General features: G+C 73.5%; 12 protein-coding genes. 5 read left to right on the forward strand and 7 right to left on the reverse strand.

The annotated features are described in order from the left end of the window. Positions 1-258: 258 nt before the first annotated feature. Genes QUY26_RS35020 through QUY26_RS35030 form a run of 3 tightly spaced genes read left to right on the forward strand, consistent with a single transcriptional unit; the run spans position 259 to position 3,424 of the window. The gene (locus QUY26_RS35020) at positions 259-1,575 is read left to right on the forward strand and encodes an MFS transporter (protein WP_289953820.1); all 1,317 of its coding nucleotides are present in this window, start codon (positions 259-261) and stop codon (positions 1,573-1,575) included. Continuing rightward, on the forward strand, positions 1,572-2,981 hold the full coding sequence (locus QUY26_RS35025) for a carotenoid oxygenase family protein (protein WP_289953823.1): 1,410 nt from the start codon (positions 1,572-1,574) through the stop codon (positions 2,979-2,981). The genes QUY26_RS35020 and QUY26_RS35025 overlap by 4 nt, the downstream gene beginning before the upstream one ends. Further along, positions 2,978-3,424, forward strand: coding sequence for an SRPBCC family protein (locus QUY26_RS35030; RefSeq protein WP_289953824.1), 447 nt, complete (start codon positions 2,978-2,980; stop codon positions 3,422-3,424). Before QUY26_RS35025 ends, QUY26_RS35030 begins: the two co-directional genes overlap by 4 nt. A gap of 170 nt (positions 3,425-3,594) precedes the next feature. Here the strand turns inward: QUY26_RS35030 and QUY26_RS35035 are convergent, their stop codons facing one another. Next, positions 3,595-4,440 (reverse strand): SGNH/GDSL hydrolase family protein, encoded by an 846-nt coding sequence (locus QUY26_RS35035; protein ID WP_289953827.1) that lies wholly within the window; start codon positions 4,438-4,440, stop codon positions 3,595-3,597. 127 nt (positions 4,441-4,567) lie between these two features. Beyond that, positions 4,568-5,311: a maleylpyruvate isomerase family mycothiol-dependent enzyme gene (locus QUY26_RS35040; RefSeq protein WP_289953828.1), complete on the reverse strand. Its 744-nt coding sequence runs from the start codon at positions 5,309-5,311 to the stop codon at positions 4,568-4,570. A 70-nt stretch (positions 5,312-5,381) separates the two neighbouring features. On the opposite strand from QUY26_RS35040, the gene QUY26_RS35045 reads away from it, so the two are divergent. Together QUY26_RS35045 and QUY26_RS35050 are read left to right on the forward strand one after the other, a co-directional pair. Then, positions 5,382-6,413 carry a LysR family transcriptional regulator gene (locus tag QUY26_RS35045; RefSeq protein ID WP_289953830.1) on the forward strand — a complete coding sequence of 344 codons (1,032 nt, stop codon included), beginning with the start codon at positions 5,382-5,384 and terminating at the stop codon, positions 6,411-6,413. A gap of 207 nt (positions 6,414-6,620) precedes the next feature. Next, the gene (locus QUY26_RS35050) at positions 6,621-6,872 is read left to right on the forward strand and encodes a holin (protein WP_289953832.1); all 252 of its coding nucleotides are present in this window, start codon (positions 6,621-6,623) and stop codon (positions 6,870-6,872) included. A gap of 39 nt (positions 6,873-6,911) precedes the next feature. Here the strand turns inward: QUY26_RS35050 and QUY26_RS35055 are convergent, their stop codons facing one another. The 5 genes from QUY26_RS35055 to QUY26_RS35075 all read right to left on the reverse strand — a co-directional run bounded on the left by QUY26_RS35055 (position 6,912) and on the right by QUY26_RS35075 (position 13,722). After that, a complete protein-coding gene (locus QUY26_RS35055; RefSeq protein WP_289953834.1) occupies positions 6,912-7,925 on the reverse strand; it encodes a hemolysin family protein in 1,014 nt (337 codons plus the stop codon). Continuing rightward, the gene (locus QUY26_RS35060; protein WP_289953836.1) at positions 7,922-9,262 is read right to left on the reverse strand and encodes a hemolysin family protein; all 1,341 of its coding nucleotides are present in this window, start codon (positions 9,260-9,262) and stop codon (positions 7,922-7,924) included. Before QUY26_RS35060 ends, QUY26_RS35055 begins: the two co-directional genes overlap by 4 nt. Positions 9,263-9,459: 197 nt before the next feature. Beyond that, on the reverse strand, positions 9,460-9,885 hold the full coding sequence (locus tag QUY26_RS35065) for a GNAT family N-acetyltransferase (protein ID WP_289953838.1): 426 nt from the start codon (positions 9,883-9,885) through the stop codon (positions 9,460-9,462). 209 nt (positions 9,886-10,094) lie between these two features. After that, entirely contained in the window at positions 10,095-10,988 is an 894-nt protein-coding gene (locus tag QUY26_RS35070; protein ID WP_289953841.1) for a TIGR03621 family F420-dependent LLM class oxidoreductase, read from the reverse strand. 166 nt (positions 10,989-11,154) lie between these two features. Beyond that, on the reverse strand, positions 11,155-13,722 hold the full coding sequence (locus QUY26_RS35075) for an ABC transporter permease (protein ID WP_289953843.1): 2,568 nt from the start codon (positions 13,720-13,722) through the stop codon (positions 11,155-11,157). Between the last annotated feature and the right edge of the window lie 9 nt (positions 13,723-13,731).

Here is a 13,731-nt window from a genome sequence, read left to right on the forward strand (position 1 = left end):
CCGTGGCGTCTCCGCGGTGCCTCCGCGGTGCGCGGCGGGGCACGGCGGGGCACGGCGGTGCGAAAGGTCACGCACGCGTGACCTTTCTTTTGGCGCAAAGTGTGAGTGATTAACCACTCTTTCTTCGGGCTGCAACCGATCAAGGACTTGGGGGGTGTCATCGTGAGGGGACACGTGAGGGGACAGTGGCAGACGGGAGGGACGGGGCGGGTGCCCCGGCCGAGCCGGGGGGCGGGGACGGGGCAGGGCCCCGCTCTGGTGGCACTCGCGACTGCTCAGTTCGTCGTCGTGCTGAGCACGTCGATCGTGAATGTGGCGCTGCCCGCCGTCTCCGGCGGGCTCGGGCTGTCGTCCGGGGCGCTGTCATGGGTGGTCAACGCCTACGTGCTCGGGTTCGGCGCGCTGCTGCTGCCCGGTGGCCGGTGCGCGGATCTCTTCGGGCGGCGGCGGATGTTCGTGGCGGGGACGACGGTGTTCGCGCTCGCCTCGCTCGCCGCCGGGCTCGCTCCGAACGCCGCCGCGCTGATCGCCGACCGCGCCGTCCAGGGCGTCGGCGCCGCGCTCCTCGCGCCCGCCGCGCTCGCGCTGGTCCTGCTGATCTTCCCGCCGGGCCCGAAGCCCGAGGGCGGTGCGGGCCTGACGCGCGCCACGGCGCTGGGCGTGTGGGGCGCGGTGTCCGGGGCGGGCGGCGCGGCCGGGGTGATCCTGGGCGGCGTACTCACCGAGTGGTACGGCTGGCGGGCGGTGTTCCTCGTCGTCGTACCGATCGCCGTCACCTCGCTCGGAGCGACGATCCTGCTGGTCCCCGCCGACCGGCCGACGGGCGGTGGCCTCGACGTCGTCGGCGCCCTCACCTCCACCGCGGGCCTGACAGCGCTCGTCCACGCGCTCACCGCCGAGCAGCCGCTCGTCGCGGCCGCGGGCCTCGCGCTCCTGGCGGTGTTCGCCGACCGCCAGCGCCGGACCAGGTCCCCGCTCGTACCGCCGCGCTTGCTCCGCACCGGTCGCGTGGCGGCGGCCAACCTCGCCATGACGCTGCTCGGCGCCGTCTGGGTCGGAGTCTTCTACTTCCTGCCGCTGTACCAGCAACAGGTGCTCGGATACAGCGCGTTGGCGGCGGGCCTCACCCAGCTCCCGCTCGCGCTCACCGTCGTCGCCGCGTCCACCCTCGCGCCCCGACTGCCGGGCCGCGCGGGTCTCGCCGCCGCGCTCGCCGCCCTCACGCTCGGCCTCACCCTGCTCGCCCTTGCCCGTACCGACGGCACCTTCGCCGTCGACCTGCTCGGGCCCTCGGTCCTGGTCGGCGCGGGCCTCGGCGTCGCCTTCGTCCGGCTCACCGCGCTGGCCACCGACGGCGTGCCGACCGCCGAATCCGGTCTCGCGGGCGGCCTCGTGAACACCACCCGGCAGCTCGGCGGCGCCCTCGGCCTCGCCCTGCTCACCACACTCGCCCCCACTCCGGGGGACTACCGCACCGCGTTCACCACCACGGCCCTCATCGCCCTGCTCACGACCGTGGCGGCACTCACCACAGCCACCAGCTCCACCCACCCCGCAAGGAGGAACCCGTCATGACCAAGAAGCCCTACCTCACCGGCCACTACACGCCCGTCACCGACGAGACCACCGCCCACGGCCTGACCGTGCGCGGCGCCCTCCCGCCCGAGCTGAACGGCCGCTACTTCCGCAACGGCCACAATCCCAAGCCCGGCGTCACACCCACCCACTGGTTCAAGGGCAGCGGAATGATCCATGGCGTCCGGCTGCGCGACGGCCGCGCCGAGTGGTACCGCAACCGCTGGGTGCGCACCCCGGCCCTCGACGGCGTGCCCTACCTGGGCGCCGATGGCATCCCGAACCTCCGCGCAAGCGACGCCGCCACCCACGTCATCGAGCACGCGGGCCGCATCCTCGCCCTCCAGGAGGCCAACCTCCCCTACGAGATGACGCCCGAGCTCGACACCGTCGGCGCCCACGACTTCGGCGGCCGCCTGAAGACCGCGATGACCGCACACCCGAAGACCGACCCCACCACCGGCGAGCTGCACTTCTTCGGGTACGGGCCGTTCCCGCCGCACCTGACGTACTACGTCGCCGACGCCAAGGGCGACCTCGTGCGCAGCGAGGTCGTCGAGGGCGCGGGACCGTCCCTGATGCACGACTTCGGGATCACCGAGCGGTACGTGGTCTGGCTCGACCTGCCCGTCGTCTTCAACGCCGCGGAGCACTCCGGCATCCCGTACCGCTGGAGCGACACCTACACGCCGCGCATCGGCGTGATGCCGCGCACCGGGCCCGCGACGGTGCGCTGGTTCGAGGTGGAGCCCGGCGTGCTCCTGCACGTCGCCAACGCCTACGAGGACGAGCGCGGCCGAGTCGTACTGACCGGGCCGCGCTACGACCGGGGCGCCTGGGAGCAGACCTGGAAGTTCTGGATCGGGGCCCCCGGCCACGCGCCGCAGCCCATGGTCGGCGCGACCGGCCACCGCTGGATACTCGACCCGGCCACGGGCGTCGCCGCCGAGGAGCCCGTGGACGACCTCACCACCGAATTCCCCACCGTCAACGAGGACGTGACGGGCCGCTTCCACCGCTACAGCTACGCCGTGGCCTTCCCGGGGCCGGACCTCGACGAGTACGCGATCGTCAAACACGACCACAGCGCGGGCAGTCGTGAGCTGGTCCCCATGGGGCAGGGCCGGATGCCCGGCGAGGCCGTCTTCGTACCGGCCGAAGGGGCCACCGGTGAGGACGAGGGCTATCTGCTCACGGTGGTCAGCGACCTCGTCGAGGACGCCTCGCAGCTGCTCGTCATCGACGCCTCCGCCCCCGGCAGCGGGCCGCTCGCCGTCGTCGAGCTGCCGCGCCGGGTGCCGAGCGGAATCCACGGCTCCTGGATCGCGGATGCCGATGCCGATGCCGACGCCGTCGTCCCGTCGGCGGACGCCGGCACCGTGCCCGTCGTGGGAGGTGCGGCATGATCAGCACCCGTCACGAGATCACCGTCGCCGCGCCCGTCGAGACCGTCTGGCGGCTGCACACCGACATCGCCGCCTGGCCCCTGTGGCACAGCGGGGTCGAACGGGCCGAGACGTCCGGCGAGTTGGCGGTCGGCATGTCCTTCAGGTGGTTCACGCACGGCCTGGACATCACGTCCACGGTCACGGCCGTCGAGGACTGCCGCTCGATCACCTGGGGCGGCCCCACCTCCGGCATCGACGGCATGCACCGCTGGACCTTCGTACCGGCGGCCGACGGCGGCACGTCGGTGGTCACCGAGGAGTACTGGACCGGAGCCCCGGTCGACGCCGACCCCGACGGGATGCGGGCGCTCCTCGCCCAGTCCCTGATCGACTGGCTGGCGGAGTTGAAGGAGGCGGCGGAGACGGTGGTGGCGCAGGGAGCGGGGGAGAGACAGCGGTGAGCGGGGGGCGGAGGCGGACGCCGGGGTGCCGCCCGCGACCCGCCGTGTCCACTGGCCGCCGCCCGGGCCGCGTCCGACCCCGACGGTCCGCTCGCGGTCACGTCGCGCCCGGCCCTCAAGGCCCGCTCGCAGCCAGGCCATGCCCGACTCCGACGGTCCGCTCGCGGCGCTCAGGCCCCGTCCGCCTCCACGCGCCGCCACATCTGTACGGGCCCCGGAGCCGCCGGGTCCTCGGGTGTGACCCAGAACGCCCGTCCCGTCGCCGGGTCCACCTGGGCGCCCCAGCGGCCGTCGCCGGACGAGCGGCCGGTGAGGCGGCGGCCGATCCACGGGCCGAGGTGCTGGCGGGCGAAGCGGACGTCGGCGACGCGGCGGGCCAGCCAGGCCGCGGGGACGGCGGGTGGCAGCGGGCTGTCCCAGTCGTCCTCGGGGTCGTGGCCGAGCGCCTGCCACACCGCCTCGGCGACGCGGCGGTGCCCGTCGGCCGTCAGGTGCAGCCGGTCCACGTCCCACATCCGCTGGTCGGCGAGGGTCCGGGAGCCGTACAGGTCCACCACGACGGCCCCGTGCCGTGCCGCGAGGTCGTCGACGTGGGCGAACAGCTCCTCCATGCGCGGCCGGAACCGTTCGAGGACCGGGCCCTGGCGGCCGGGGCTGCGCATCAGGACCAGCTGCTTGCACGCCGGGGCGAGGGTCTCCACGGCCTGCTCCAGGAGGCCGCGCACCCGCCCCATGTCGCACTTGGGCCGCAGCGTGTCGTTGAGGCCGCCGACCAGGGTGATCACGTCGGCGCCGAGCGTGGCCGCCATGGGCGCCTGGTCCGCGGCGATCTGCCCGATGAGCTTGCCGCGCACGGCGAGGTTGGCGTACCGGAAGCCCGGGGTGCGGGCCGCGAGCCGCTCGGCCAGCACATCGGCCCAGCCGCGGTAGCTGCCGTCGGGCAGCAGGTCGGACATGCCCTCGGTGAAGGAGTCGCCGATGGCGACGAGGCTCGTGTGGCGCGGATTGATCTGCATGGCGGTGTGATGTTAACCCGGGGGCCCGCCAGGCCCCGTCCGAGCACGGCCGACGGGCCTGCCCCAGGTCGGCCGGTGGGCCTGCCCCAGCTCGGCCGGTGGGCCTGCCCGAGCGTGGTCCGCGGGCCTACCCGGCGTCTGTGAAGCGTTCCGCCCGCTCGCCCCGCAGCCGTCCCGCGGGCACCCGCCGCCCGAACGCCACGAGCAGCAGGTCCTGCGCGTCGCCGGCCAGCGGGGACCCGGCCCCGAAGGTCCAGTCGGTGTCGTCGGCCCGTAGCTCCAGGCCGGTGAGGTCGGCGCCGAAGAACTTCGCGGACTTCGGTGTGACGTGGTCCAGGAGGATGCGGAGGCGGTCCTCCGGTACGCGGCGGGGGAGACCGAGCGGAACGGTGATGTCGAGCCCGTGGACGACGTCGTGGCCGAGCGCGCTCGCGAAGCCGCCGACCGGCGGGGTCCATGGGTGGCTCGCGTGGTCCCGCAGGAACCCCGCGAGGTCGCGCGGCGAGAAGGCCGCCGCGTCCGCGCGGGCCCGGCGGTCCGTCATGCGGTGCAGGCTTCCGCCCGCCTTGAGCAGTTCCAGGAGGACGCGGGGCAGGGGGTAGCGGAAGCCCAGCGACATGTGGGCGGCGACCTCGCGCACCCGCCAGCCCGCGCACAGGGACGGCGCGTCCCACTGCGCGGGCGTCAGGCCGTCGAGCAGGTCGGCGAGGTCGCGGCGTTCGGCGGCGATGGCGGCGCGGATGCGGCGGGTCGAGGTGTCGGGCGCGGTCGGTGCGCTCCCTTGTGGTGAATTCCCCTGCGGTGAGTTCCTCCGCGGCGCGTTCCCCTGCGGCGCGTTCCCCTGCGGTGAGTTCCCCGGTGTTTTCCCCATGAAGCCAAGATCGGCTCGTCGTCACCATAAGTCCAAGAGCCAGTAAGTCTCGTGGCTAGCATCCTGGGTTATGGAACTTCGCCAGCTCCGGTACTTCCTCACGGTCGTGGAAGAGGCCAACTTCACGCGTGCGGCCGCCGCGTTGCACGTGGCGCAGCCGGGCGTGAGCGCCCAGATACGGCAGCTGGAGCGGGAGTTGGGGCAGCGGCTCCTCGACCGCTCGGGCCGGTCGGTGACCGTGACGGAGGCGGGCGCGGCCGTCCTGCCGTACGCGCGGGCGGCGCTGGCCGCCGTCGACGGGATACGGCAGACCGCCGACGAGTTCACCGGGCTGCTGCGGGGGCGCGTCACCGTCGGTCTCGTATCGGGTGCCGCCACGCACGAGTACGACGTGGCATCGGTCCTCGCTGACTTCCACGACGCGCATCCCCATGTCGAGATGGCCCTCACCGAGGACACCTCGGACCGGATGCTGGCGGCCGTACGCGAGGGACGGCTCGACATCGCCCTGGCCGGTCTCGCCGACGACGCCCCGCCCCACGGCGTCAGTTGGCAGGTCGTGATCGACGAACCCCTCGCGGCGCTGGTGGCACCGGACGACCCGCTCGTGGCGCGAGCCGTGCCACCGCCGGATGGCGGGGGCGATGGCGGCGGTGGGGGTGATGGCGGGCTCGGGGGAGAGGGCGAAGGCGGCACCGGGGCGGGCGCACCCGACGGGGTCGTCCCGCTGACGGCACTCGCCGACCGCCCCCTGATCAGCCTGCCGCGCGGCACGGGGCTGCGGGCCGTGCTCGAACGCGCTTGTGCGCGGGCGGGGTTCGCGCCGCAGGTCGCCTTCGAGGCGGCCGCGCCGCAGTTGCTGGTCCAGCTCGCGGCACGCGGCCTGGGCGTGGGAGTCTTCCCGGCGCCCGGCGCGCGGACCGCCGCCGCGCGGGACCTGCGGGGTCTGCGGGTGATCGGCTTCGAGGAGCCCTGCCCGCGCGGGCGGATCGGCCTGGCCTGGCGCACGGACGGCCCGGCGGGACCCGCGGCCCGCGCGTTCCTGACGCGCTTGCGCGCCGCACTGCCCGTACCCGCGGAACCGCCCCCGAAGCCGACCTGACCGCATCCCGGCCCCCCCGGCCCTCCGGTCCCCCGGGCCCCGGCCCGAGCCGCCCCGGCGCCGGCGCCGCCGTCGATGCCGCCCCGCCCTCCCCGTACCGCCCGAAGAACCCCCCGCCCCGCTCTCGACTCCGCCCCCAACCAGCGCGAACATGGCGCTAGTTGAGGACTCTCGGAACGGCTCCTCACGAGCGGAGAGGGGTCCGCCATGTGGACCGCTGCCTTCTGGAAAGCCACCGCCGAACGCGCGGTCCGCACCTTCGCCCAGGCCCTCGCCGCCGTCCTCGTCGCGGGGGCGACGAACCTCCTGGACGTGGCGTGGGGCGCCGCGCTCGGCACGGCGGGGATGGCCGCGCTGCTCGCCGTCCTGACCGCGCTCGGCTCCGCGAAGGTCGGCCCGCCGGGACCCGGCCTCACCGAGGTGCCCGACAGTGGCCGGGGGCCCCGCCCCGCCCTCTGACGGGCCCCGGCCCACATCTGGTCCGCGTCCGGCGGAGGATTACACGGGCTGACCGAACAGCTCCCGCAGCACGTCCTCCATCGTGACCATCCCGGCCAGGCGCCCGTCCTCACCGAGCACGGCCGCCACATGGGTGCGGCTGCCCCGCATGGCCGTCAGGACGTCCTCGAGCGACGTGGTCTCCCGCACCCGGGCGATGGAGCGCATGTCGCTCACCCGGAACGGCAGGTCGCGCGGGGACACGTCGAGGGCGTCCTTCACATGGAGGTAGCCGACGATGCGCCGCCCCTCGTCGACGACGGGGAAGCGCGAGAAGCCGGTCCGCGAGGACAGCTCCTCCAACTGCTCGGGCGTGACGCCCACGCGGGCGTAGACCACACGCTCCAGCGGAAGCACCACGTCCCGCACCGGACGGCGGCCCAGCTCAAGGGCGTCGTGCAGTCGCTCCTGCGCCCGGTCGTCGATCAGGCCCGCGTCGCTGGAGTCCTGCACCAGACGGGCCAGTTCGGCGTCCGAGAACGTCGCCGCGACCTCGTCCTTCGTCTCGACCCGGAGCAGCTTCAGGATCGCGTTGGCGAACGCGTTGATCGTGAACACCACCGGACGCACGGCACGGGCGCACGCAACCAGGGGCGGCCCGAGCAGCAGGGCGCTGCGCACCGGCTCGGCGAGCGCGATGTTCTTGGGGATCATCTCGCCGAGCAGCATGTGGAGATACGTCGCCACGGCCAGGGCGATGACGAACGAGATCGGGTGGACCAGGCCGTGCGGCACGCCCACCGCGTCGAACAGCGGCTCGAGCAGATGCGCGATCGCGGGCTCGGCGACGACACCGAGGACGAGGGTGCACAGCGTGATGCCGAGCTGTGCCGCCGCCATCAGCGCCGACACGTGCTTGAGGCCCCACATGACGCTCTTGGCGCGCCGGTCGCCCTCCTCGGCGCGCGGCTCGATCTGGCTGCGGCGCACGGAGATCAGGGCGAACTCGGCGCCCACGAAGAAGGCGTTGACGACGAGCGTCGCAAGGCCGATCAGCAACTGGATGACGGTCATCGGTCGTCCTCCTCCGGTTCGTCGTGGGCGGGTTCCGCGGGCGCGCGCAGCAGCACGCGGGCGGCACGGCGTCCCGCGGCGTCCACGACGTCCAGGCGCCAACCGGCGACCTCGACGCCGTCACCCACGGCGGGAATGCGGCCCAGCTCGGTGGCGATCAGACCGGCGAGGGTCTCGTACGGTCCGTCCGGCACCCGCAGGCCCACGCGGGCGAGCTGGTCGGTGCGGGCGGCGCCGTCGGCGGAGTAGAGGACCCGGCCTTCCTCGTCGGTCCCGGCCGGGGCCAGGTCGGGCGTCTCGTGCGGGTCGTGCTCGTCGTGCACCTCACCGACGACTTCCTCGACGATGTCCTCCAGGGTGGCGACACCGGCCGTGCCGCCGTACTCGTCGATGACCACGGCCATGGTGCGCCGGCCCGAGAGCCGGTCGAGGAGCCGGTCCACGGTCAGCGACTCCGGTACGAGCAGCGGCTCACGCATCAGCTCGCTCACGGGGCGGCGCGCCCTCAGCTCGGCGGGCACGGCCAGGACGTTCTTGATGTGGACGACTCCGACCACCGAGTCGAGGTTGCCGCGGTAGACCGGGAACCGGGACAGGCCGGTGGCGCGGGTGGCGTTGGCGACGTCCTCGCAGGTGGCGGCCACGTCCAGGGCGACGACCTGGACGCGCGGGGTCATCACGTTCTCGGCGGTGAGGTCGGCCAGGTTCAGCGTGCGCATGAACCGTTCGGCGGTCTCCGCCTCCAGGGCGCCCTCCTTCGCGGAGTGCCGGGCCAGGGCGAGCAGCTCCTTGGGGCCGCGCGCGGAGGCCAGCTCCTCGGTGGGTTCGAGGCCGAAGCGGCGCACCGCGCGGTTGGCGGTGTTGTTCAGGTGCCGGATGAAGGGGCGGAACGTGGCGCTGAACACGCGCTGGGGCGTCGCCACCCGCTTGGCGATGGGCAGCGGCGAGGAGATCGCCCAGTTCTTCGGCACCAGCTCGCCGACGACCATCAGGAAGACGGTCGACAGGGCGGTGCCGAGGAAGAGGGCGACGGTCGAGGACGCCGAGTCGGGGACGCCGACGGCGTTCAGCGGGCCCTCGATCAGGTCGCCGATCGCCGGTTTCGCGAGCATGCCGACGACCAGGCCGGTCACGGTGATGCCGAGCTGCGCGCCCGAGAGCTCGAAGGTGAGGTTCTTGACGGCCTTGAGGGCGCTGGCCGCGCCGCGCTCGCCGCGTTCGACGGCACGCTCCAGGTCGCCGCGCTCGACGGTCGTGAGCGAGAACTCGGCCGCCACGAAGATTCCGCAGGCGAGCGAGAGCAGCACCGCCACAAGGAGCAGGAGCACTTCAGTCATCGGGTCACCTCCGTCCCATGATCGGTCAGGGAGGTGGTGAATGCGCGATGGGGGGTACTAGGAGGCTCGCCCATGGGCGGACGCTCACACCTTTCCGTCGAGATTCGAGTAGTGGGCCCATGTTAAAGGATCGGCAAAACTCTACGCTCCGCATAACGCACTGTTACCGTGCCGTGCCGGAGAGGCCGCGGGCGCGGTCACTCCGCGAGCGGCTTGACCCAGCGGCTCCACTGCGGCTGCGGAGCATATCCGGCCGCGTGCCAGGCGTGGTGCGCCAGCTCGTTGCGGTTCAGGACCATCGCGTCGGCCCGCCGCCCGCCGAGCGCGACGAACCGCTCCTCGGCCGCGCGCAGCAACGCCGAGCCGATCCCGGCACGCCGGGCGTCGGGGTGCACGGCGAGCCGGTACAGCGACGCCCGCCAGCCGTCGAACCCGGCGATCACCGTGCCCACCAGCTCCCCGTCCCGCTCCGCGAGCAGCAGCGCCCCGGGGTCCCTGGCGACAAGACGCTCCACGCCGGAGCGGTCGTCGCTGATGCTCGTGCCCTCCGCGGCCACCTTCCAGAAGGCGAGCACCGCGTCCAGGTCGTCGGGCGCCGCAGCGCGTATCCGTGGATCAGTCATGACGGCATCCCATCACCGGGGCAGGGCCCGGCGCGCGGAGTTCCGGAATGCGGACATGCGAGATGCGGGACGCGGCATGAGGGGCGCGGACCTGCGGGGCCCGGAACCGCGGGGCGCGGACCTGTGGGGCCCGGAACCGCGGAGTGCGGAACCGTCGACCGCGGACCCGCGGGGCGCGGCCGGCACCGCCGGCCGCGCCCCGGCCCGCGTCACTCGCCCCGCAGCTCTTCGATGACGGCCCCGAACGTCTCGTAGTACGGCTCGAGGACCGTGACGTACGAGAAGCCGTACCGCTCCCGCTGGGCGCGCAGCTGGTCGGCGATCTGGCGGACCGTGCCCATGAGCAGGATGGGCACGTCGAGGGCGGCGTCGACGGACAGATGGGGGACGTAGTCGGCGACCTCGCGGGCCCGGGCGCGCCGGTCGTCGGTGATGTCCACCAGCTGGATCAGCAGGTTCAGCTCGGCGGGCGCCGACCGTCCGGCCGCGTGCCGCCGGTAGGAGGCGACCCGCTCGTCCATCTCCTCGGCAGTGAGGTGGAGCATCTTGCCGCCCGTGTGCCCCGGCACCGCCCGCGCCCCGGTGAAGGCGGCGATGTCCGCGTGCTCGGCGGTCAGTTGCAGCATCTTCTCGCCGTTGCCGCCGATGAGCAGCGGCGGGCGCGGCGTCCGGCGCGGCTTGGGCACGAACGCGGCATCGGCGAAGTGCCGGTCCAGCGTCTCGACGGTGTGCCGCAGATGGGCCACGCGCTCGCCGGGCGAACCCCACGGCAGCCCGGCCGCGTCGTGCTCGGCGCGCACGTAGCCGGTGCCGAGGCCCAGTTCGAGGCGGCCGTCCGTGAGGAGGTCCGTGGTGGCCGTCTCGCGGGCGAGCAGGGTCGGGTTCCAGAACCCGGCGTTGAGGACGAAGGTGCCGACCCGGGGCCGCTCGGTGGCCTCCGCCGCGGCGACGACGGCCGGGAACGGCGCGGCCATGCCCAGGTGGTCCGGCACGAGGATCACGTCGTAGCCGAGCTGCTCCGCGGTGCGGCACTTGGCCCGCCACTCCTCGCGCGGGCTCGGTTCGACCATGTTGACGCCGAAGCGGAAGGGCCGGTGGGGCATGAACTCTCCTTGGCGGTGCGGCAGGGAGCGGCCCGCGTGCCGCCCGGGACGGCGGCCGTACACCACAGCGGGGCGCGTCCGATTCCACCACCCGGCCGCTCCCGCGGGCCACCCCATTCCGGTCCGGCCCGAGCCGACGCGCACCGGCCCGCGCCCCCACGGCCCCTCACTCGTGCGCGATCGCCTCCAGGACGTTCATCCGCGACGCCCGCAGCGCGGGCAGCAGCGCCGCCACGATCCCGACCACCACCGACCCGATCACGACCGCCACCAGCGTCGACCACGGCACCGCGAACGCCTTGAGCCCCTGCAGCTCCAGGACCTGGTGCATCGACACGCCCCACACCAGGCCGAGCGCGAGACCGAGCACCGCGCCGAACACGGCGATCACCACCGACTCGAGCCGGATCATGCGCCGCAACTGCCGCCGCGCCAGGCCGATCGCACGCAGCAGCCCGATCTCACGGGTGCGCTCGACGACCGAAAGGGCGAGGGTGTTGACCACGCCGAGCACGGCGATCACGATCGCGAGGCCGAGGAGCGCGTACACGAGGTAGAGCATCACGGCGATCTGCTCGCGGATCAGCTTCTTGTAGTCCGCCTGGTCGCGCACCTGCACCTGCGGGTACGGGTCGAGCGCGGCATCGAGCCGGTCGCGCAGCGCCTCCGCGTCCGTGCCGGGAGCGGAGTTGACGTAGACGGCGGAGTCCTGGCCGTCGGGCACGTACTTCTCCAGCGTGCCGAGCCCCATGAAGAGCCCGCCCTGCATGCCGGGGCCCTCGGGGCCCTCGTTGTCGGTGAGCGCGGCCACCGTCAGCTCCACCTTGCGCTCACCGGGGAACTCCACGGGCAGCACCGAACCGACGCGCACGTCATGGTCCTTGGCGTAGTCCCGGTCCATCGCGAGCCGGTCGGGGGCCAGGGCCCGCGCCGAATTCCCTTGCGCGTACGTGGTCTTCACGACCTCGTCGAGCTGCTTGCCGAAGCCGGCGGCCGTCGTCTCGACGGTCTTGCCGTCCGGCATCCGCAGTTTCAGGGGGGTGAAGCGGCTGCGGACGACGAGCCCGGCGCCGTCGGTCGCCTCCACCTTCTGCGTGACCTCCGTCGGGAACGGCATGAAGGAGCTGTTCTGCACGACGAAGTCCGCGCCGAGTGTCTTGTCGATCTGGTCGTCGAACGACTTGGTCATGGAGGCGCTGGCCACGGAGAGACCGCCGACCAGGGCGAGCCCGACCATCAGCGCGGCCGCGGTGGCGCCGGTGCGGCGCGGGTTGCGCAGGGCGTTGCGCTGGCTCATCCGGCCCACGGAGCCGTAGACGGCGGGGAAGGCGCCCCCGAGCACCCGGATCACCGGGCGTACCAGGAGCGGGCCCGCGATGACGGTGGCGAGGAGGCTGAGGACCACGCCGAGTCCGAGCAGCGAGGCCGACGTGGCGGTGTCGGACGAGGCCGCGCACCCCACGAGCGCCGCAGCTCCGCCCGCCGCCACGACCGAGCCCACGACGGCCCGCACCCGCAGCGGCCGCCCCACGCCCGCGATCTCGGCGTCCGCGAGCGCCGCCATCGGCGAGACCTGCGCGGCCCTGCGTGCCGGGAGGTACGCCGCGAGGAAGGTGACGCCCACCCCGACGACGTACGACACGACGGGCGTCGGCCAGGCGATCACCATCTCCGTGGACTTCAGGTTCATGCCGAACAGGCCCATCAGCTCGATGAGTCCGGCGGCGAGCCCGATCCCGGCGGCGAGCCCGAGGGTGGAGCCGACCACGCCGAGCAGCACCGCCTCGAAGAGCACGGAGCGGCGCACCTGCCTGCGGTCGGCACCGAGGGCGCGCAGCAGCCCCAGCTCGCGGGTGCGCTGGGCGATCAGCATGGAGAAGGTGTTGACGATCAGGAAGATGCCGACCAGGACGGCGACCCCGGCGAAGCCGAGCATCACGTACTTGATGACGTCGAGGAAGCCGCCCAGTTCGGAGGCGGCGGACTCGGCCTGTTCGTCGGCGGTCTCCAGTTCGTAGCGGCCTCCGCCCAGTTCGGCGGCGACGCGGCGCTTGAGTTCGATGTCGCTGACGCCCGCCGCGGCGTCGACGGCGATGCTGGTCGCGCGGTTCTCGCCGCCGAGCAGTTTGGTCTGCGCGGTCGGGGTGTCGAGGAAGACGAGCGCGGCACCGGGGTTGGTGGTCGTGAACGTGACGATGCCGACGACCTTCGTCTCGAACGAGCCCGGCGCGGCCAGGATCTTGAGGGTGTCCCCGATCGCCACGTCCTTCTTGTCGGCCGTGTCGGCGTCGATCAGGGCTTCCCCGGCGGTGCGCGGCGCCCGGCCCGAGGTGATCTCCACGGGGGAGCGCTCGGTCTCGTACCAGTTGCCTGCGACGGTGGGCGCGCCCGTGGTGGGGCCGACGGGATCGTTGTCGCGGTCGACGACCGTGATGTTGTCCACGGTCGCGTCGACATGTGTGGCCGCCACGCCGTCGACCTTCGCGATCCGCTCGGCGAGGTCGGCGGGCACGGTCGGGGTCCGTCCGGTCGGCACGCTCTCGTCGAGGTCGTCCTTGGGCCCGACGGAGAGGTCGGCGGACGTGGACGCGAAGAGGCGGTCGAAGGTGCGGGCGACGGTGTCCGAGAAGATCAGACTGCCCGCGACGAACGCCACGGAGAGGATCACGGCGAGCGCGGACAGGGCGAGCCTGCCCTTGTGCGCGAGGAAGCTGCGGAGGGTGGCCTTCAGCACGGGTGCCGC

It is taken from the genome of Streptomyces flavofungini (assembly GCF_030388665.1).
In the GTDB taxonomy this organism is placed as follows: Bacteria; Actinomycetota; Actinomycetes; order Streptomycetales; family Streptomycetaceae; genus Streptomyces; species Streptomyces flavofungini_A.

What these genes read in the sequence shown, in the direction of transcription:
- QUY26_RS35025 (WP_289953823.1), top strand. Translation starts at nt 1,572, where the DNA reads ATGACCAAGAAGCCCTACCTCACCGGCCACTACACGCCCGTCACCGAC.
- QUY26_RS35030 (WP_289953824.1), top strand. Translation starts at nt 2,978, where the DNA reads ATGATCAGCACCCGTCACGAGATCACCGTCGCCGCGCCCGTCGAGACC.
- QUY26_RS35035 (WP_289953827.1), bottom strand. Translation starts at nt 4,440, where the DNA reads ATGCAGATCAATCCGCGCCACACGAGCCTCGTCGCCATCGGCGACTCC.
- QUY26_RS35040 (WP_289953828.1), bottom strand. Translation starts at nt 5,311, where the DNA reads ATGGGGAAAACACCGGGGAACTCACCGCAGGGGAACGCGCCGCAGGGG.
- QUY26_RS35045 (WP_289953830.1), top strand. Translation starts at nt 5,382, where the DNA reads ATGGAACTTCGCCAGCTCCGGTACTTCCTCACGGTCGTGGAAGAGGCC.
- QUY26_RS35050 (WP_289953832.1), top strand. Translation starts at nt 6,621, where the DNA reads ATGTGGACCGCTGCCTTCTGGAAAGCCACCGCCGAACGCGCGGTCCGC.
- QUY26_RS35055 (WP_289953834.1), bottom strand. Translation starts at nt 7,925, where the DNA reads ATGACCGTCATCCAGTTGCTGATCGGCCTTGCGACGCTCGTCGTCAAC.
- QUY26_RS35060 (WP_289953836.1), bottom strand. Translation starts at nt 9,262, where the DNA reads ATGACTGAAGTGCTCCTGCTCCTTGTGGCGGTGCTGCTCTCGCTCGCC.
- QUY26_RS35065 (WP_289953838.1), bottom strand. Translation starts at nt 9,885, where the DNA reads ATGACTGATCCACGGATACGCGCTGCGGCGCCCGACGACCTGGACGCG.
- QUY26_RS35070 (WP_289953841.1), bottom strand. Translation starts at nt 10,988, where the DNA reads ATGCCCCACCGGCCCTTCCGCTTCGGCGTCAACATGGTCGAACCGAGC.